At 58.3% G+C, this 18490-nt stretch carries 16 protein-coding genes and 1 other RNA gene; 13 read left to right on the forward strand and 4 right to left on the reverse strand.

All coding sequences use genetic code 11. The annotated features are described in order from the left end of the window. Window positions 1-244 precede the first annotated feature (244 nt). Together rnpB and ACE4YL_RS11275 are read right to left on the reverse strand one after the other, a co-directional pair. Window positions 245-595, reverse strand: an RNA gene (gene rnpB / locus ACE4YL_RS11270) — RNase P RNA component class A. A gap of 139 nt (window positions 596-734) precedes the next feature. Continuing rightward, window positions 735-2159 carry an ISLre2 family transposase gene (locus ACE4YL_RS11275; RefSeq protein ID WP_461368734.1) on the reverse strand — a complete coding sequence of 475 codons (1425 nt, stop codon included), beginning with the start codon at window positions 2157-2159 and terminating at the stop codon, window positions 735-737. Window positions 2160-2549: 390 nt separating this feature from the next. Here ACE4YL_RS11275 and ACE4YL_RS11280 point away from each other — a divergent pair, with 390 nt between their 5' ends. Next, window positions 2550-4058, forward strand: a complete 1509-nt coding sequence (locus ACE4YL_RS11280; RefSeq protein WP_461358032.1) for a DUF1538 domain-containing protein — start codon at window positions 2550-2552, stop codon at window positions 4056-4058. Beyond that, the gene (locus ACE4YL_RS11285) at window positions 4036-4707 is read left to right on the forward strand and encodes a P-II family nitrogen regulator (protein WP_461358031.1); all 672 of its coding nucleotides are present in this window, start codon (window positions 4036-4038) and stop codon (window positions 4705-4707) included. Before ACE4YL_RS11280 ends, ACE4YL_RS11285 begins: the two co-directional genes overlap by 23 nt. A 150-nt stretch (window positions 4708-4857) precedes the next feature. Here ACE4YL_RS11285 and ACE4YL_RS11290 read toward each other — a convergent pair whose 3' ends face one another. Continuing rightward, on the reverse strand, window positions 4858-5235 hold the full coding sequence (locus ACE4YL_RS11290) for a hypothetical protein (protein WP_461360537.1): 378 nt from the start codon (window positions 5233-5235) through the stop codon (window positions 4858-4860). 150 nt (window positions 5236-5385) lie between these two features. Between ACE4YL_RS11290 and ACE4YL_RS11295 the strand changes: the two genes are divergently transcribed. From ACE4YL_RS11295 to ACE4YL_RS11340, 10 genes are all read left to right on the forward strand, one after another. Then, window positions 5386-5679: an iron-sulfur cluster repair di-iron protein, ric gene (locus tag ACE4YL_RS11295; protein ID WP_461358029.1), complete on the forward strand. Its 294-nt coding sequence runs from the start codon at window positions 5386-5388 to the stop codon at window positions 5677-5679. A gap of 29 nt (window positions 5680-5708) precedes the next feature. Beyond that, window positions 5709-7562, forward strand: coding sequence for a heavy metal translocating P-type ATPase (locus ACE4YL_RS11300; protein WP_461358028.1), 1854 nt, complete (start codon window positions 5709-5711; stop codon window positions 7560-7562). An 82-nt stretch (window positions 7563-7644) separates the two neighbouring features. Then, window positions 7645-7872, forward strand: a complete 228-nt coding sequence (locus ACE4YL_RS11305; RefSeq protein ID WP_461358027.1) for a heavy-metal-associated domain-containing protein — start codon at window positions 7645-7647, stop codon at window positions 7870-7872. A 177-nt stretch (window positions 7873-8049) separates the two neighbouring features. Further along, window positions 8050-8607, forward strand: coding sequence for an NUDIX hydrolase (locus ACE4YL_RS11310; RefSeq protein WP_461358026.1), 558 nt, complete (start codon window positions 8050-8052; stop codon window positions 8605-8607). Continuing rightward, window positions 8607-9251: a hypothetical protein gene (locus ACE4YL_RS11315; protein WP_461358025.1), complete on the forward strand. Its 645-nt coding sequence runs from the start codon at window positions 8607-8609 to the stop codon at window positions 9249-9251. Before ACE4YL_RS11310 ends, ACE4YL_RS11315 begins: the two co-directional genes overlap by 1 nt. A gap of 98 nt (window positions 9252-9349) precedes the next feature. After that, window positions 9350-10555, forward strand: a complete 1206-nt coding sequence (locus ACE4YL_RS11320) for an ROK family transcriptional regulator (RefSeq protein WP_461358024.1) — start codon at window positions 9350-9352, stop codon at window positions 10553-10555. 55 nt (window positions 10556-10610) lie between these two features. Then, window positions 10611-11897, forward strand: coding sequence for a C4-dicarboxylate ABC transporter (locus ACE4YL_RS11325; RefSeq protein ID WP_461358023.1), 1287 nt, complete (start codon window positions 10611-10613; stop codon window positions 11895-11897). Between the two features lie 56 nt (window positions 11898-11953). Further along, window positions 11954-14083 carry a hydantoinase/oxoprolinase family protein gene (locus tag ACE4YL_RS11330; RefSeq protein WP_461360538.1) on the forward strand — a complete coding sequence of 710 codons (2130 nt, stop codon included), beginning with the start codon at window positions 11954-11956 and terminating at the stop codon, window positions 14081-14083. Between the two features lie 17 nt (window positions 14084-14100). After that, on the forward strand, window positions 14101-15438 hold the full coding sequence (locus tag ACE4YL_RS11335) for an FAD-dependent oxidoreductase (protein WP_461358021.1): 1338 nt from the start codon (window positions 14101-14103) through the stop codon (window positions 15436-15438). Window positions 15439-15451: 13 nt separating this feature from the next. After that, window positions 15452-16129, forward strand: a complete 678-nt coding sequence (locus ACE4YL_RS11340) for a hypothetical protein (RefSeq protein ID WP_461358020.1) — start codon at window positions 15452-15454, stop codon at window positions 16127-16129. A gap of 271 nt (window positions 16130-16400) precedes the next feature. Here ACE4YL_RS11340 and ACE4YL_RS11345 read toward each other — a convergent pair whose 3' ends face one another. Beyond that, on the reverse strand, window positions 16401-16766 hold the full coding sequence (locus ACE4YL_RS11345; RefSeq protein WP_461358019.1) for a Na-translocating system protein MpsC family protein: 366 nt from the start codon (window positions 16764-16766) through the stop codon (window positions 16401-16403). 590 nt (window positions 16767-17356) lie between these two features. Between ACE4YL_RS11345 and ACE4YL_RS11350 the strand changes: the two genes are divergently transcribed. Next, the gene (locus tag ACE4YL_RS11350) at window positions 17357-18445 is read left to right on the forward strand and encodes a hypothetical protein (protein ID WP_461365178.1); all 1089 of its coding nucleotides are present in this window, start codon (window positions 17357-17359) and stop codon (window positions 18443-18445) included. Window positions 18446-18490: the final 45 nt, after the last annotated feature.

Below are 18490 nucleotides of genomic sequence, written 5' to 3' on the forward strand. Positions count from 1 at the left end.
CAATATCAACAAGTTGCATGCCAAGATACAGAGCGGGCGAACCGGAATGGCGCTACACCCTTTGAACCAAGCTGCTTAAGGCACACCACTGACCCTAGGGAGTCTTTTTCGCGCGCCCAAAAACACTCGTATGTGTCTGCCATCTCAAGATCTGTCCAACTCTGGGCGCATTTTCAGGCCAAGAGACACAAAAAGGAGCGTTGCTCCTACTCAATCGAGTAGTTCTGCAACGCCCCCGCTCATCGGTCTGAGTGAACCTATAAGCCGAGTTCTGTCGAGGATGATCATCTATCTAGGGCTCTAGTTGCCTAAAGCCTCTTGCGGTCAACCCGAAAGTCAAGCGAGACGGGCCGCCTCTCCTTTCCTATTTGACCTTGCTCCGGATGGGGTTTACCTAGCCGGTTAGTCACCTAACCGCTGGTGAGCTCTTACCTCACCGTTTCACCCTTACCCTAGCTGAAAGCGTCAGCCAAGGCGGTATATTTCTGTGGCACTAGCCTTAGAGTCACCTCTACTGGGCGTTACCCAGCATCCTGCCCTGTGGAGCTCGGACTTTCCTCAAAGGGTATCCCTTCGCGATCATCCGGTTCACTCAGCATTCCCTCTATAGTATACCACGTTCAGCTGGAACTGCAAATCTGTCGCTGAAAACAGTAAGTGTCAACGTTTAGTAGGTTGAGACCTCGCAGTTGCTTGTTTCACGGACCCAAGACCAGGATGGGGCGGTTGCGCTTCTAGGTACTGGCCAGGCCAGCTAATGCCCGAAGCGCGATTTTCCACGGCCGAGTCGGCCCGTTCAAACTCGGAATACAAACGTGCCGCCAAGTCGGGTCCTGCAGCAGAGTTCTAGATGCGATTCTCTTCCGAATGGTGGCCTCTTTGACAGGATTCTGGATGTCTTCGTGGGATGTCTCCTCCAGCCACTGGTGCAGCTGACCGTTCGCTCTCAGCATAAGCAGGAGCGCCATGCACCAAGCACCCTCTCTGCTCCATCTCATCCCGCGCTTCTTCATTCGGTTGGCCAGCTTCTTGTCTACCATGGTCTCCGCAACGCCCAACCCGCTGAAGAAATAACCTTGTCTTTGCTCCTCACGCAACCGGCTCCTGTAGTCCACCAAATGGCTAGGATACTTCCGGCACTGCCTCAAAAGCTTGTTGAAAAGCTTTCGCTTCTTCTCTGGAACCTCGGGCTCCAATGACTCCAGAGTATCCATGAATACTTGAATGTCACCCGTCTCCAGAACAGACATGAGCTCCTTGGCTTTGTTTCTAAAAAGCAAGCGGAGATCTCGCATCAGATGGAACCTGTCCAGTTGAACTATGCAACCTTTAAAGTAGACTCCAGCCTGTTCTTGAATCCATCGTGCCCCATCGCCGTTGACGATCACCTGGATGACTGAAAAGTCATACCGCTCACTTAAGCAGGCGGAAAAGCTCTCCCAGAAATCATCTCCATTCTCGAAAGCTCCCATCATGACCGTAGCGTTCTGCAGCTTACGCTGTTTACCCTGGATTTCCCAACCCTCGTAAGCTACTCCAAGCTTGATCTCCTGTTTCCTACCATGTCCCCCCTGCAGCCCGACCAAAAGCCCATCGACTTCCAGAATCAAAAAAGGTACCTTTTTCTTACCGGTGGGCGAGGATAGCTCCTGCCCAAACTCAAACACTAGCCTGCGTTGATTCTCCAGCCGCTTCTTCACAAGCTCACCATAGCGGCGAACTTCCGCATGCACAGTAGCATGACTGACTCGAGGAAAGCCTGCTTCTTCCAAAACCTCAGCTGATTCGCGAAAGGAAAGCCTGGTACTCAGGGAAACCATCAGCCTAAGCAAGCCATGCGTAACTCTCCGCCTGGGCTGAATCTTGAGCGCCTCATCAAGGAGAAACCTACAACGGGCCTTCTTCCCGTTCGTGGCCTTCCTGTACAGTCTTCGCGTAATTCGGATTTCGCCTATCTTTGTGAGAATCGTCCTCGAACGTTTTCCCACACACACTAATCCTTCCGCACGGTGCTTCAGCAGCTCATCATCGAGCGTCTGGAGCACCACCATGAACAGCTCCCGAGCAAAGGCCAAACACGCCTCTTCAAGAGTATTGATATCTACTGTATCTTCAAGTAAACTAAGGATGAGAGCGGTGTTGCTAACATCGCTTCTCATGAGACCTCGCCTCCTAACTGCTACTGATTTGTGTGCGGGGTCTCTTTTTTTATGTCTACACCAGGAACTCCTTCCAAACCCCTACTAAAACCTTACACTAACACTTCAGGCCGTGTCCTCTAAACGACCGTCCCAGCTTGTCCCGGGGCAATTCCGGGATTAAGCCGAGAACTTTCCCAAAAATGTTGCGAAATTTTTAAGGGAAAGGCAGGAACTGGGCTTACTGTGGGAGAAAATATCCTGCAAAGCAGACAGCTAAAGCGTTCACCCCTTAGCTGATGCGGCGTTGAGATGCTTTAGGCGCCCCGGCGCTGTATGCGCTCGGGGCGCAATTTAGATCAGGGACCATAGATATAGAAGGGTGCAGGCACGGGGAAGGCAGGTGGTCGCTTGCATATACTCGGCAATCTCTTTAGGGACAACATTAAAACGGTGATTCCCATTGTAGCGGTGGTCTTAGTGCTCAACTTCACCCTGGTGCCCTTGGGGTTTACGGCGATGGCGAGGTTCGTGGTTGGTTCCGTTTTGATCGTCATCGGCCTGTCTCTCTTCCTCTTCGGGGTGGAAATCGGGATCACCCCCATGGGCAGCCTCACGGGTTCCTCCTTGGTGAAGACCAACAACCTCCCGGTGGTTCTTTTGGCCGGGCTCCTCCTTGGCTTTTTCATTTCCATCGCGGAACCCGGATTGATGGTCCTGGCCTATCAGGTGGATTTTGTAACCTTGTCGGCCATTTCTTCCTGGACGCTGCTCGTGGTGGTATCCACTGGCCTGGCCATCATGGTGTCCCTGGGCTTTCTGCGGGTCGTTGTGCACATGTCTTTGAAGCTCTTTTTGCTCATTTCCTACCTGATCATTTTTGTCCTGGCGTTGTTCACCCAGCCGGAGTTTTTGGCCATTGCCTTTGATTCCTCGGGGGCCACAACGGGCATTTTGGCTGTCCCCTTTCTCTTGGCCCTGGCTGTGGGCATCTCCCGCCTGCGCAAGGACAGCGTGGCCTCGGAGGCAGATAGTTTCGGCCTGGTGGCCATCGCCTCTGCCGGCGCGATCATGAGTGTGCTGGTTTTGAACATCATCATCGGCACCCAAGAGTACGCTGTGGCCAGTCTGGAGCCCATAGAACTGGGCAATGCAGCCATCCTCAAGCCCTTCTGGGATTTCATCCCCACCGCCCTGCGGGAAGGTTTTGTCAGCCTTTTGCCTTTGACCGTTTCCCTGTTTGTGCTGCAGAAGCTCCTCTTCCATCTGGAGCGGAAGCAGTTTGCCCGGATGGTCAAAGGGTTTGTTTACGCCTTCATCGGGTTGATTGTCTTCCTCACTGGTGTGTACGGCGGGTTTATGGAGATCGCCAGTGAGATCGGTCTGCGCTTGGCGGGGCTGGAGAACAAGGTGTGGCTGATCGTCACCGCATTTGCTTTGGGCTTTTTCACCATTTTGGCGGAGCCTGCGGTGTATGTGCTGACCCACACGATTGAAGATGTGACCAGCGGGTACGTTAAGCGTAAGGCCGTGGGCGCGGCCTTGTCCATCGGCGTGGGCTCAGCGGTGGCCATGGCTGTGATCAGGATTCTAACCCCCGCGATTCAACTGTGGCATATTCTGCTGCCCAGTTATATAATTGCAGTCAGCATGATGTACTACGCCCCTAACCTGTTTGTAGGCATCGCCTTTGATGCCGGTGGGGTAGCCACCGGGCCCATGACGGCCACTTTCATTTTGGCCTTTGTCCAGGGGGCGGCCAGTGCCTTCGAAGGAGCTAATCTGCTGCGGGACGGCTTTGGCATGATCGCCCTGGTGGCTACAGCTCCCATCATCACATTACAGATACTTGGCTTCATTTTCCAGGCCAGGTCGAGGAAACAAGGAGTTGATACTGGTGCAGAAGGAGAACTCGGCTGAGAAGCAATATGAGCTGATCTGTGTCATCGTGAACCACGGCTTGGGAAGCAAGGCGCTCAGCGCGGCGAAGAAAGCTGGAGTAGCCGGCGGCACGATTATGCTCGGCCGAGGGACTGCCGACAATCGTTGGCTGAAACTGCTGGAGTTAACCGATATTCGCAAAGAGGTAGTGCTCATGGTCTGCGAAGAATCGGTTGGGGAACGAGCCCTTGCCGAAATCGATCGCGTGGTCAAATTCAGCCGCCCCAAGCACGGGATAGCCTTTACCATGCCGGTGGGTGCCTTCATCGGGTCGGGCGGCACCTATGATTACAAGTTCAGTGTGCAAAACGGAGGCGGAGACAGCATGTATCGTGCAGTATTTGTCATAGTGGACAAGGGCAAGGGAGAAACGGTCATGGACGTGGCCAGAGAAGCGGGGGCCCGCGGAGGGACCATTGTCAACGCCCGCGGCTCGGGGATCCACGAGACGGCGGTCTTTTTGAACATGGAGATCGAGCCGGAGAAAGAGATCGTGCTGATGCTCACTCCGGTGGATCTAACGGAGCGCATCGTCACCGCGGTGCGGGAGGGTCTGCGCATCGATGAGCCGGGTAACGGCATCATCTGGGTGCAGCCGGTGAACGAAACCTACGGCATCCTCAGATAAAAGATGGGCGGCCCTCTGCCCTGGCGGTCGCCTAAAGCTGCAGGGAACAGAAAAAGTGAGCTCGAATACCTTGAGCTCACTTTTTTGCTCCCTTTCTGCCTGGCCGGGGACCGGGTTTACAGTTGGCAAGGGATTGTCAGTGATGGCCTGCTAGTTGGTTTTGAGACCCGTGAACTGGAAAACGTTCTCGCCTGCCCGCAAGGTCCGCCCCACTTCCTCCCGGATGGTTAAAACGCCGCCCCCTTGAGGGATCACCAGCTGCACCTTGACCGAGGCGAAGGCTACCGGCAGATCCGTGAAGGTAAACGGGTTCTCCAGAAGATCCACTGTCTTGGCCGTCCCAGAGTGGGTGAGGGTCACCTCCATGGGGCCGTACCGGCCATCGTAGAGTTCACCATCGAGATACACGTAGGAGACGATGTAAGCCTTGTCTCCCCCTCCACCGCCCCCAGGCGTACAGCCGATCACCAGCAAAGCTCCCACAAGCAGCGTCCACAGCAACAGTGACTTGCTCCAAGATCTGGTCATGGTCATCTTCCTTCGTATAAGTGGCATTATATAACAAATCCCCCCGGGGCGATAGTAGCCGGCGTAATTTGATCTAGATCATTTTTTCCCCGGGGGGTGCCATGCTAAAATGAAGCCGCAAACGATGAGATATCTAGGAAGGGGATAGAGATGACCAGATTTCAGGAAACCATGGAACGCACTTTTAAGCTTCTAGACACCTACGTGCCGGTGGTGGCCCGGGTGCACGGTGCACACCATCCCGAGTTCCACGAAGTGCGCAGGCTCTTTGAGGAGATCAAGGCCAAGGTGGAGGCAGCGGGAGGCGGTCAGGCGGATCTTGCCCGGGAGTTCGCCCAGCTGCGCGAGCTCACAGATAACTACAAGGTCCCCGGGGATGTCTGCGAAAGCTACGCCGCGGTGTACGAAATGCTGGCTGAACTGGATGCGGCCTACCAAGCTTAAGCGGGCAGTGCAGGGAAGGGGTGAAACACATGCAGAGATTGATCCTGGGTGCCAAAGATAAACTCGCGCTGGCGAGCGGGCTCCTCATCGCCCTGGCCTTTCTCAACCGCTGGACGGTGGGGAGCGGGCCCCTTTTTGAGTGGGCCCTGATCCTTGCTTCCATTATCGGCGCACTACCCATCGCCATCCAGGCTTTCCAGGCCCTGCGGGTTAAGGTGGTCACCATTGACCTGCTGGTGACCATCGCTGTCTTGGGCGCCTTTGCCATCCGCAACTTCGAAGAGTCGGCCATCGTCACTTTCCTCTTTCTTTTTGGCGCCTATCTGGAACAGCGCACGCTGAACAAGACCCGTTCAGCCATCAAGGAGCTGGTGGAGCTGGCTCCCGAGACTGCCCTGAAGCAGATGGAAGATGGCGAGTTTGTGGAAGTAGATGTGGAAGATGTGGAAGTGGGCGACATTCTCCTGGTGAAAACCGGCGCCAAAGTGCCGGTGGACGGCACGGTGGTTTCCGGCGAGGGGAGCGTCAACGAGGCCAGCATCACCGGGGAGTCCCTGCCTGTGGCTAAGGAGCAGGGCTCCACAGTCTATGCCGGCACCATTTTGGACAACGGGACGCTGCAGATCGCGGCTGATCGCGTCGGTGAAGATACCACCTTCGGCAAGATCATCGAGCTGGTGGAAGAGGCCCAGGATTCTAAGTCAGAGGCAGAGCGCTTCATCGACCGCTTCGCCAAGTACTACACTCCAGCCGTTTTGGTTATCGGTTTTGCAGTCTGGCTGTTCAGCAAAGATCTGGAACTGGCCATCACCATCTTAGTCCTGGGCTGCCCTGGGGCCTTGGTGATCGGGGTTCCCGTGTCCAATGTGGCCGGGATCGGCAACGGCGCGCGCCACGGGGTGCTCTTTAAGGGCAGTGAAGTGATCGGTGATTTCAGCAGGCTGGACACGGTGGTTTTCGACAAGACCGGGACCCTGACCGCGGGCGTCCCTGCGGTCACCGAGACCAAGTACTACGGGGAAGACAGCGCAGAAGCCTTGGGCTATCTGGCCAGCATCGAGCGGGAGTCTGATCACCCCCTGGCCAAGGCGGTCTTGGAGGCCATTGGGGACGTTCGGGTCTTTCCTGTGGAAGCAACTGAGGTGGTCAAGGGCGCGGGCGTTGTGGCCACGGTAAACGGCCGGCGGGTGGCCGTGGGCAATGCCGCCCTCATGGAGAGGGAAAACGTCAAGCTCAGCGCTGAGGCCGAAGATGACCTGGCCCGCTTGGAAGCACAGGGGAACTCCCTCGTGCTCACCGCGGTGGACGGGGAGCTCAAGATCCTCATGGGGGTGCGCGATCAAATCCGCCCCGGCGTTAAAGCCGTGCTGAACAAGCTCAAGAGACTGAAAGTGAAAAACCTGGTTATGCTCTCCGGCGACAACCAGGGTACGGTGGATGCGGTCAGCCGTGAGTTGGGCTTAACGGAAGCCCACGGGAACATGCTGCCGGAGGAAAAAGCCGGGTATATCAAATCCCTGCTGGAGCAGGGACGCATCGTGGCCTTTGTCGGCGATGGGGTGAACGACAGCCCCTCCCTGGCTTTGGCGCAGATCGGCATCGCCATGGGGGGCGGCACAGATGTGGCTGTGGAAACTTCCGATGTGGTCTTGATGAACTCCAACATCGGACGCCTGCCCCATGCCTTGGGCCTGGCCAAGGCCACCGCCAGGAACATGAAGCAGAATATCCTCATCGCGGTGGGCGTTGTTCTGGTCCTGCTGGCCAGCGTGCTGTGGAGCGATTGGATGAACATGTCCATCGGCATGCTGGTTCATGAGGGCAGCATTTTAGCGGTGATCCTCAACGGCATGCGGCTGCTCCGCTACCGTTTGAGGGACTGAAGCAAAGAACTTGATCTGGATCAAGGATGCCTGCAAAAATGACAGGTATGATCATCTTAGAACCAAGAGAGGGGAGAACGCCATGAGAACTGCCACCATCCAGCTAGAAAGCCTAACCTGCCCATCCTGCATGCAGAAAATCGAGGCTGCTGTGAAAGCCGTGCCGGGTGTGGATACCACCACGGTACAGGTACTGTTCAACTCCAGCAAGGTGAAGCTGGACTTCAACGAGGCGGAGGTTTCCGTGGAGGAGATCGAAAACGCCATCAGGCGGGTTGGCTATGAGGTGCAGAAAACCAGGGTGAAATAGGTTGAGTAAGTGAAAGAGCCTGGCAGCAGGCTCTTTTTTTGATCAATACTGACCGGCAAGGATTTGGGCCTTGACCGTTGAATACAGAAAAAAACCGGGGCGGGGTAACCGAGAACAGAGATGGAGTCCTCGCTTGCGCCGCTCAGTGGGGGCATGAGGTAGTGGGGGGGTAAACAGATGCGCTTGTTAGCGGAGATCGACCGTCACAAAGGAGTTAACCGCACAGGCAAGGCGGTAAAAAGGGAAGCGGTACGGGCCATCATCCTCCGTGGAGGCGAAATCCTCCTTCTTTATGCAAAGGCAACCGGAGATTACAAGTTTCCCGGTGGGGGCGTGTTCCTGGGGGAAAGCCACGAGGAGGCGCTCTCCAGGGAACTTAAGGAGGAGTGCGGCGCTGAGCTGCTGCAGATACACCGGCCCTTCGGGAAAGTGGTGGAGTATGCCTTTCCCCGGGAACCGGATTTCGAGGTCTTCCGCATGACCTCCTACTACTACTTCTGTGCCATAGGCGCGGAGCTGGGCCAGCAGCATCTGGAAAGGTATGAGCTGGATCTCGGTCTGGAACCCCACTGGACAACCATACCCGAGGCCATTGCCGCCAACAAAGAAGCTTTAGGCAATGGCCGGGCGCCCAACTGGACCAGGCGGGAGACCACTGTGCTGAAACTGCTCTGGGAAGCGCTCCAAAGGGGCAGCGGAGTGCCGGGGGGTGCGGCGAGGGGAGTTCAAGGCTGATGGACTGGGAACCAGCTAAGCAGCTTTTGCTCTCTAAAGCCGCTGAGGATCGGATCTGGGCCTACCTGGAACTCCAGCAAGACTTGGTGTTTCCCAAGCTGGCACGGGAGCAGCGCTGGGTCTATGCGGCCGGTGCCTTGGAACTCGGCGCCCAGTGGGCCGCGGACTTCAAGGGCGTAGACCTGCTGGCGGCTGTGGGCCGAAGGGGCCTGGTCCTAACCACCGGTGATCTGGGACAAAGACTGCGGGCCGCCTATGCCCCGGGCTCCATCACCATCAACCGTCGGGCTTTGGAGCGGATCTGTCAGGCGCTGCCTGCCCATTTCCTCACCTACCAGCAGCTGGAGCGGGCCACCATTGCCCACGAGTTCTTCCACGCCCTGGAGGAGGAGAGGGGTTGCGTGGACCGCTGTTTTCCCGCGGTGACCATCTGGAAGCTGGGCCCCTGGCGGGTCAGAACGGCTAGGGTGCGTGCGGTGCGGGAGATCGCCGCGCACCGTTTTGCCAAGGAACTAGCCGCCCTGCCCTGTCTGCCCATTTTTTTTGATTGGTTTCTCCTGGCCGAAAGCTCCCCGGATTTCCGCAGCTCGCTTCCCCAGTTGATTGGGGAAGTTGAGGATTTGTTAAAGAATTCCGCAACCTAAAGCAGGAATATTTTGCCTAACGTAGAATAACCTGTAGGGAATTATTTCACATACTAAATTTAGAAGATGAAATAACCGGAAAGGATATCAGAGTAGCGATGCTGCGAGACTTATCCCACTACGAACAGGTAAAGGTGGCGAATCAGAGCAAGCTGCTGCGCGTCCTGTGCCAGAAGCCCGCGACCCGCAGTGAGCTGGCCAGGCTCACGGGATTGAGCCCGGCGACGGTCACCAACCTCACCAAAGAACTGATCGCGCAGGGACTGGTCCAGGAATCCCGGACGCTGGAATCCGTGGGCGGCCGGCCCCCTGTGCTTCTGGAGTTCAACTCCATGGCGGGAAAGGTGATCGGCGTGCGCATCTCCCGGACGCGGGTCCAGGCTGCCCTGGTCAACCTGGGGGCGGACGCTTTGGCCTGGTCAGAAGAGCTCCTGCCGGACCACAGTCCCGAAGCTGTGCTGCAGGCCGCCTTGGCGGTGGTGGGCAGGCTCTGTGTGCGCAACCGGGTCAACCTGGAGGAGCTGGTGGGCGTGGGTGTGGCGGTGCCGGGGATCGTGCAGGAAGCCAGCGGAACCGTGCGCTTAAGCACCTTCCTCAACTGGCGGGAAGTTCCCCTGGGGAGCCTTCTCCAGGAGGCTCTAGGCGTGCCTGTTTTGGTGCAGCGCAATGGTAATGCTTCCGCCCTGGCCGAGTGTTACCTCAGCGGCGAAGGGACCGTAACCGATCTGCTCTATGTTCACCTGGGGGATGGCATCGGCGCTGGCCTGGTGCTGGATGGCCGCATTTACTCTGGACGCACAGGGCGGGCGGGGGAGATCGGCCACAACATCGTGGATCCCCACGGGCCTCCGTGCCTCTGCGGCAACCGGGGCTGCCTGGAAGCGCTGGTTTCCGGCAATGCCCTGGCCAAGCAGGGCCAGCAGCTCGCGGCCAGCGGGAAAAGCCCCTATCTGCAGGCGGCGGCCCAAGAGTCCCCCCTGACCGCCGGGCACCTCATCGCCGCGGCGCTGCAGGGGGATGCCGCCGCGGGGGAGCTTCTCGTTAACGCCGGACAGTACATAGGAAAAGCGGTGGCCGGCATAGTTAATCTACTGGACATGGATGAAGTGGTGTTGGGCGGGGATCTCCTGGAGGCTGGAGAGATCCTCTTGGATTCCCTGGAGCGGAGCTTCTACAGTGCTCTGCTGCCCTTTAGGGTTCCCGAAGTGAGGCTGCGGGTTTCCACCATCGGGCCGAAGGCCGGCGTGCTGGGCGCAGCCACCGTAGTGATTCAGCATTTCCTATCCAAAGGGGGTCGATATTAGGCTGCTGCAAGTAAGTTGGTGTTGGCGCTGAGAAAACTCGGAAAGGAGAAGAGAGATGTTTCAAGCAGTGCTGATGATCATCTTTTTCTTGGTGATCGCGGTGTTGATGATCACCCGCAAGCTGCCCAGTCTCATCGCTCTGCCCCTTCTGGCCATCGGCATCGCCCTCATTGCCGGCGTGCCCCTGAAGGGTGTGGATGAAACGGGCAAGGACATCGGCTTGATCTCGAACATCATTGAGGCAGGTTCCATCCGCCTGGCCTCGGCCTTCACCGCGGTGATGTTCGGCGCTTGGCTCGGTGTGGTCATGGAACAGACGGGGATCGCCCAGCGCATCATCAAAATCGCCGCTGAACTGGGTGGAGACCGTCCGTTTTGGATCGCCTTGGCCATTTTGGTGGCTCTGACCATTCTCTTCACATCCATGGGCGGCTTGGGCGCCGTGATTATGCTGGGTTCCATTGTCCTTCCTATCCTCATCTCCGTGGGCATCGCTCCCTTGGCGGCCGCCTGCATCTTCTTGTTCGGCATGGCGGGGGGCTTGGCCTTGAACGTTTCCAACTGGGCGTTCTTCCAGGCCACAACCGGAGTACCCCTGGAGACCATCAGGAACTTCGCCTTGATCATCATGGCCCTCACCTTCATCACCGCGGTGATCTTCCTCTCCATGGAACTGCGCCGCGGTAAGGCTAAGGCGTTTTGGGCAGTGAAGACGGTGCAGGTTCCGGAAAAAGAAGTGGGCCTTGTGGCCTTGATCACGCCGCTGCTGCCCCTGCTGCTGATCACCATCTTCAAATGGCCCATCATCCCCGCTCTGCTGGTGGGTATCCTCTACGGGCTGGCGGTGACCCAAAGGAGCTGGAGCAGCTTCATCAACCTGCTCACCAAATCCGCCTTTGAGGGCATCGGTCAAGGCGCTCCCGCCATTATCCTCATGGTGGGGATCGGCATGGTGCTCAATGCGGTCTTCCATCCCCAAGTGGCGCAGACCATCGGTCCCTTACTGGAGCGGGTGGTTCCCAAGGGCCCCGCATCCTACTTCCTCTTCTTTACCCTCCTGGCACCGCTGGCTTTGTATCGCGGTCCCCTGAACCTTTTTGGGCTGGGCAGCGGTGTAGCCGGCTTGATGATCGGCCTGGGGCTGCTTCCGGCCACCGCGGTCATGAGCGCCCTCTTGGCGGTGGAAAGGATGCAGGCCATTGCCGACCCGACGAACACCCACAACGTGTGGCTGGCTGGTTATGCTGATGTGGACGTGAACCAGATCACCGCTAAGCTCCTGCCCTACGTCTGGCTGCTGGTGGCCGCCGGTGTGCTGGTGGCAACAATCATGTTCGTTTAGCTTATCCCGAGGGGGTGCCCCCTCGGCGGACTTATACATTTCATGGGGTGTTGGTAGTGAGAGTAAGGATTGGCATTGATGTCGGCGGCACGTTCACCGATGCAGTTGTACTGGATAGCGAGAGCTACGAACTTCTGGGCCAGGTCAAAGTGCCCACCACCCACTCCGCACCGGAGGGAGTGGCCAAGGGAATTGTGGAGGCCCTGCACCGGGTGTTGGAGGAGCACCAGATCGATCCCGGAGAGGTGGAGTTCATCGCCCACGGAACCACGCAGGCCACCAATGCGCTTTTGGAGGGCGATGTGGTCAAAGTGGGAGTGGTGAGCTTCGGCCAGGGTATGGAAGGGCGCAAGGTGCGCCTGGACACCCAAATCGAACCCATTGAACTGGCCCAGGGCCGCTACCTAACCTCTGTCCAGCGCCACGTGGAGGAGCTCCAGGCGGCGGGCCAGGCCATTTGCGAGCTGCGGCAGGAAGGGGCAGAGGTCATCGTTGCCGCCGCGTCCTTTTCGGTAGATGATCCCAGCCAGGAACAGGCCATTATGGAGCAGGCGGTGCAGGCCGGTTTGCCGGCGGTGGGCACCCATGAGATCTCCAAACTCTACGGCTTGAAGACCCGGACCAAGACGGCGGTGATCAATGCCAGCATCCTCCCGAAGATGATGGAGGCTGCTTCCCTGACTGAGCAGTCGGTGAAAGAATCGGGGATCGCCGTTCCCCTCATGGTCATGCGCTGCGATGGGGGGGTCATGAACATTGACGAGGTGATGCGCAGGCCAATTCTAACCATGCTCTCCGGCCCCGCTGCGGGGGTGGCGGGAGCCCTCATGTACGAGAAGGTTTCCCACGGCCTGTTCCTGGAGGTGGGGGGCACTTCCACCGACATTTCCGCCGTGGTGAACGGGCGGGTGATGGTGGACTACGCCCAAGTGGGGGGACACAAAACCTACGTTAACTCCCTGGATGTGCGCACAGTGGCTGTGGCCGGCGGCAGCATGGTGAGGTTAGGGGACGGCAGGATCAAAGACGTGGGGCCCCGCAGCGCCCACATTGCCGGCTTTCCCTACGCCGTCTTTTCAGATCCGGAGAGGCTCACCAAATTGAACGTGGTCACGGTGCGGCCCCGCCCGGAAGATGCCCTGGACTACGCAGCGGTGGAAAACGAGTATGGTGAGAGGTTTGCCATCACGGTGGCCTGCGCCGCCAACTTCCTGGGCTTTGTTCCCGAGGGAGACTACGCCAGGGGCAATCGAGAGTCGGCCCGCCTGGCCTTGGAAGCTTTAGGGAAGGCTGTGGGCTTGAGCGCTGAACAGGCGGCAGAAAGGATCCTGGAGCTGGCCTCGGCCAAGTGCCTTCCCCTGGTCCGGCAGCTGCTCAAAGACTACGCTATGGACAAAGACCAGACTGTGCTGGTGGGTGGAGGAGGCGGCGCAGCCGCGGTGGTCCCGCACCTGGCAAAAACCCTGGGCATGAAGCACCGGATCGCCAAGAATGCCCAGGTCATCTCGCCCATAGGTGTGGCCCTGTCTTTAGTGCGGGATACGGTGGAACGCACCATCCCCAACCCCAGCCAGGAAGACATCCTCCGCATCCGGGAAGAAGCGGAGCGCCAAGTGATCAAAGCGGGTGCCAAGCCCGATACAGTGGAAGTCCATGTGGAGATCGATGCCCAGCGCAATTTGGTGCGGGCCGTGGCCACGGGAGCTACGGAGCTGAGGACTAAAGAGCGGGGAGTGCGGCTGGCCCGGGAAGAGCTCAGGCGGAAAGCGGCAGAAGCTGTGGGCCTGCCCCAGGAACTGCTCCGCTGGAAGGGCGGGACGGAACTTCTGGAAGTGTTCACCGGGGAGCAGGAAGTGAAAAAGCTCTTCGGATTAGTCCGCCGCAGCCGGCAACCCCTGGTGGTTTTAGATCGGGAAGGGGTTATCCGCCTGCAGCTGCCCCACGGCTTGGTTCTGGAAACCACCGCGGCCCAGGTGCAGGCAGATCTGCAGACGGCCCTGGAAAAGCATTCCCAGTACGGGGATGCGGGGATCGAAATGCCCAAGCCCTTTTTGCTGGTTGGAGGAAGGGTGATCGACCTCACGGGATTGGTCTCCCCTGAGCAGGTGGCTTCTCTGGCCGCAGCGGAACTGCAGCACCTGCCGGAAAAGGAGCGGGTGATCATCCTGCTGGGGAAGAGGGTTTAGATTGGAGGAGGGATCCAGTGTACAAGTTTGATGTAATTGTGGTGGGCGGCGGCCCCTCGGGAACCTGTGCGGCCATTGCTGCCGCACGGAACGGGGCGCGCACCCTGTTGATTGAACGTTATGGTTTCCTGGGCGGTATGGGCACAGCTGCCCTGGTGGGGCCCTGGATGACCTTTCACGATGAAGCTGGGAACCAAGTTATTCAAGGCCTCGGGCAAGAGATCGTGGAGAGGCTGCAAGAGCTGGGCGGCAGTCCGGGCCATGTCCGGGATACCACCGGTTATGTGCATACGGTGACGCCCTTCGATGCGGAGCTGGCCAAGATGGTCTACCTCGATCTCTGCCTGGAAAGCGGGGTTGAGCTGCTTTTGCATACCTGGGTAACCGCGGCCATCATGGAGGGCAGGTGCATCAAAGGCGTTCAGGTGTGGAACAAAGCCGAGCGGCAAGAGCTCTACGCCGATGTGGTGATCGACGCCACCGGAGATGGCGATGTGGCCGCCTTTGCTGGAGCCGAGTTTCAGGTGGGGCGCAGCTCCGACGGGCTCACCCAGCCCATGTCGCTCATGTTCGTGTTGGGCAATGTGGACTTGGGACGGGTTAGGCAGTACATGCGGGAACACCCCAACGAGTTCTACGAAAAAACCCACTTCGACTTGCTGGAGGGAGAACATCTCTCCGTGAACGGGTTTTACACCCTGCTGCGGCGGGCCAAAGAGCGGGGCGAGCTGCATCTGGACCGGGACATGGTGCTCTTTTTCCAGACGGCCCGTCCCGACCAGGTCACGGTCAACATGACCAGGGCCACCAAGATCGATGCCACGGACGCCTGGCAGCTCACCAAAGCAGAGATCGCCCTGCGCAGGCAGATGATGGAGCTTTGGAGGTTCTTCCAAAAGGAGATCCCCGGTTTTGAGCAGACTTACATCGTCACCTCCGGTCCCCAGGCAGGGGTGCGGGAGAGCCGCCGGATCGTGGGGGACTATGTGCTCCAGGCCAGTGACATCGTTGAAGGGGTTGAGTTTCCCGACACCATCAGCCGCAACGCCTACCCCATCGACATCCACGCCCCCGATGGCCAAGGGGTCCAGACCATCAATCTCCAGGCGCAGTCCTACTGCCTGCCCTACCGGGTCCTTTTGCCCAAGGGTATTGAAGGGCTCCTGGTGGTGGGCCGCTGCATCTCCTGTACCCATGAGACTCTGGCCGCGGTGCGCACGCAGCCGTCGGTTATGGCCCTGGGCCAGGCCGGGGGAACGGCCGCTGCCTTAGCTGTGCAGGCTGGGCAGAGCCCCCGGGAAATCAGCATTGAGGATCTGCAGCGCAGGCTGCGCAGCCAAAACGTGCTTATTTGAGAGGTGTCCAGTGATGAACTTGTTTCCAAAAAGCTTAAACCTGTGGGTGAGCCTGCCCCGCAACGATGTGGAACTGGCCCAGGCGGCCCTGGAAGCGGGGGCAGATGCACTGAAGGTGCACATTTCTGCGGATCACTTCGCTTCCGGGACCCGCTTTGGCACCCTGGAGGAAGAGGGAGAGAAGATCGCGCAGATCATCGCCGCGGCCAAGGATAAGCCGGTGGGCATAGTCCCCGGCGATTCCCTGGAAGCGCTGCCCGGCGACCTGGAGGTTCTGAGGGATTTGGGCTTGTCCTTTGTTTCCGTTTACGCCCACCACCTGCCGGCGGGCTGGCTGAGGCCCAGGCCTTTGCTCCCCATTGCCGCGGCGCCCAGCTTTCAGTTTCCCCGGGAGCTGATCCCCGCCCTTTCCCGCACGGGGGTGGCCATGATTGAGGCCGCGGTCATGCCCCGGGAAAGGTACGGGCAGCCGGTAACGGCCCAGGATCTAGCTGTCTACCACTATCTGCGGCGCCAAACGGGCCTGCCCATTATCGTACCGACACAGCTTAAGTGGGAGCCCGAGGACGTTCCCGCCCTGGCTGCCACCGGTGTCAATGCACTGATGATCGGTGCAGTGGTCACCGGCCACACCAGTGCAAGCCTCCACAAGGCCACAGAGAGCTTCAGAAAAGCCATTGATGCCCGTTAAAGGAAGAGCGCTGGCTAAGGGGCCCACGGAAGTTTGAGGAAAAAGACAATAGCCAGCGCTCTTCAAAATGTCTGCCCCTAAAGACTGCTTTAAGGGCGTTTTTCACCTGGGAGAGGGGCGGGGTATGGGATGATCGGCGACCTCGCCCCAAAAAAGAGACCAACTTTCCAACGCCCCTGCATATGTGGGGCTTGAAACATGGTCTATCTCAGGGCCGCTTTGTTTCCCCTCGATCTACCTTGCTATCTTGTCAGCATCTCATCAAAGACCATCACATGCATCCAAAAGTCCTTTTCAGCATCCACCAAAAAGGCTTCATGAATGACCTTAGCCTGGAATAGCTGTTCGAAATAGGGGACGTTGTCCCGGGAATGCCGCTTGGCCACATGCATGCGGCGGAGCTGACCAGTTCTTGGCCTTCCGCTGTGTTGACGATGTATTTCTCCGGCTCCGTGAGGAAGCCTTCGCCCCGGATCACCAGGAGATCTTCCCAGATGGTGACTTCGGTGTGGTCTACCCCTTTGCCCAGTTTGCTCTTGAAGTACTTCTCCATGTAGATCTTCAGCTCGTGCTGCAGCTGCCGCCTCTCGCGCTCGCCCAGCGGTCTGGTGACTCCGCTTTTGGCCACGGAAGCCATGGCGCTCCCTCCCGTTTTTGAGCTGGGAATCATGGAAAACAAAACCAGTATCCCGTGGGCCTGGATGGGCCGGCTGGACTTACTGGTCTGTCGCGGAGCGGTGAATGGCGTCTTGTGTAGTCCCCCAGATCCCGTGCGGTTTGTACCGCTGAAAGATCGTTGTAAAATTATCATATTCCGGGATGCCCTGCTTGTCAATATGGCTTTTCCACGGGAGAACGATTCCGCTCCGAGGTGGAGTATGCTGGAGGCGGAAGCTGCCGCGGTCCAGCTCAGGTCGGGGGCCTTTTGTGCGAATTTCGAACCAACGCGCACCTTTTGCCCTGCCGGGAGGGCAGAAACAACTGCTTAACCAATGTTGTGTCAGTGCGGGTGTTTGCGAAAAAATTATCATTGAATTTTCTAATTCCATAATGTATAATGAGGCAAACAGTGGAAACCACGGCTCTTAAGGTGCCGTAACAGCTGAATCTATCCCCATATTCTCCGCACCCCATCTAGCTCAACTATGACAAAACAAGTGCAAGCTGATGTCGAAAACAGGTACCTTGATCGGCCTGGATTTCCAGAGTCTCCGAGGGGGTATCGTGTTGAAAAGATCGAGGCTAGCTGCACTTGTTTTCTTGTTTTTAGCCGCCGCTGCCTGCTTTCTTGCCGCTGGAACCGCCTTAGCTCAACCCAGCTTGTCCCTGGCGCCCGATACCCAGCTGGAAATTGTCGGTGCAGGCCTCCAGCTGGTCCTCGATGGGAGTGGATTGCTGGAGCGTCCCTTGGAAACCTTCACCTGCTGGCATGTGAGCTCCTCTGGAGAAGTCTTTGAAACAGAGGTGACCGGGTTTTCCCTGGGCGGGCTGCTCGCGGAAAACGGGCTGGCTTTGGAGCACCTGGCTTCCCTCAATTTCATTGCTTCCGATGGATATGTCATGGCTGTCCCCGCGGAAATTTGGGCCGGCCACGGGGTTTACATCATGCTGGCCAGGGACGGGGAGGGTTTGGAGTATCCCCGGAGCTGCATCCCCGAGCAGCGCTCCATGTACTGGGTGAAGAACCTGACCAAAATTGAGCTGGTTCCCGCTGAAGAATTTGCCTCTCAGCTGCAGGTTCCCGTAAAGCGCCTCACGTTTTTCCGGGAAGCGGTGCAGCAGCTGGAGCCGGAGGTGCTGAACAACCGGGGCCAGATGGTAAGCGCCTACGGCATGGAAGCTTACTTCGCCGCCTTTGCCCGGGCCCTTCCCCAGGCACCTGTGATGATGCGCGCCAGGGATGGGCTGGAGAAGCTGGAAAAACCGGAGATCTTCTTGGGTAGCTACGTCACCCTGGAGTCCGAACCGGGGCGTGCAGAAGATGTCCCGCTCTACTTCGCGGAAGATCTGAGCCTGGGGATGCGGGTGAAGCAGCTGGATGTGGTCATTGCCGGCGAAGACGCCATCTACTTCGGCAGCGAAGCGCCCCTGGCCGAACTGTTTGCCCAGGTGGGCATGGTGGAGGCCGCCAGCTACACGTTCCGGGCCAGTGACGGCTTTGAGGTGCAGATCCCGGCGGAAGCCATACCCTATGGAGTTCTCTATCCCGATGAAAAGGCGGGTTATTTGAGGATCAAGTTTGAGGGCTATGATCTGAGCGGAGTCCAAGGCGGCGGGAAGGTCAAATACGTTATCGCCGTGGAAGCCGGGGAATAGCGCCGCGGGCAGCCCTTGCCAGCGGCGCATCAAAGGGGGAGCAGT

The organism is Candidatus Darwinibacter acetoxidans (genome assembly GCF_041936445.1).
GTDB lineage: Bacteria > Bacillota > Limnochordia > Darwinibacteriales > Darwinibacteriaceae > DTU010.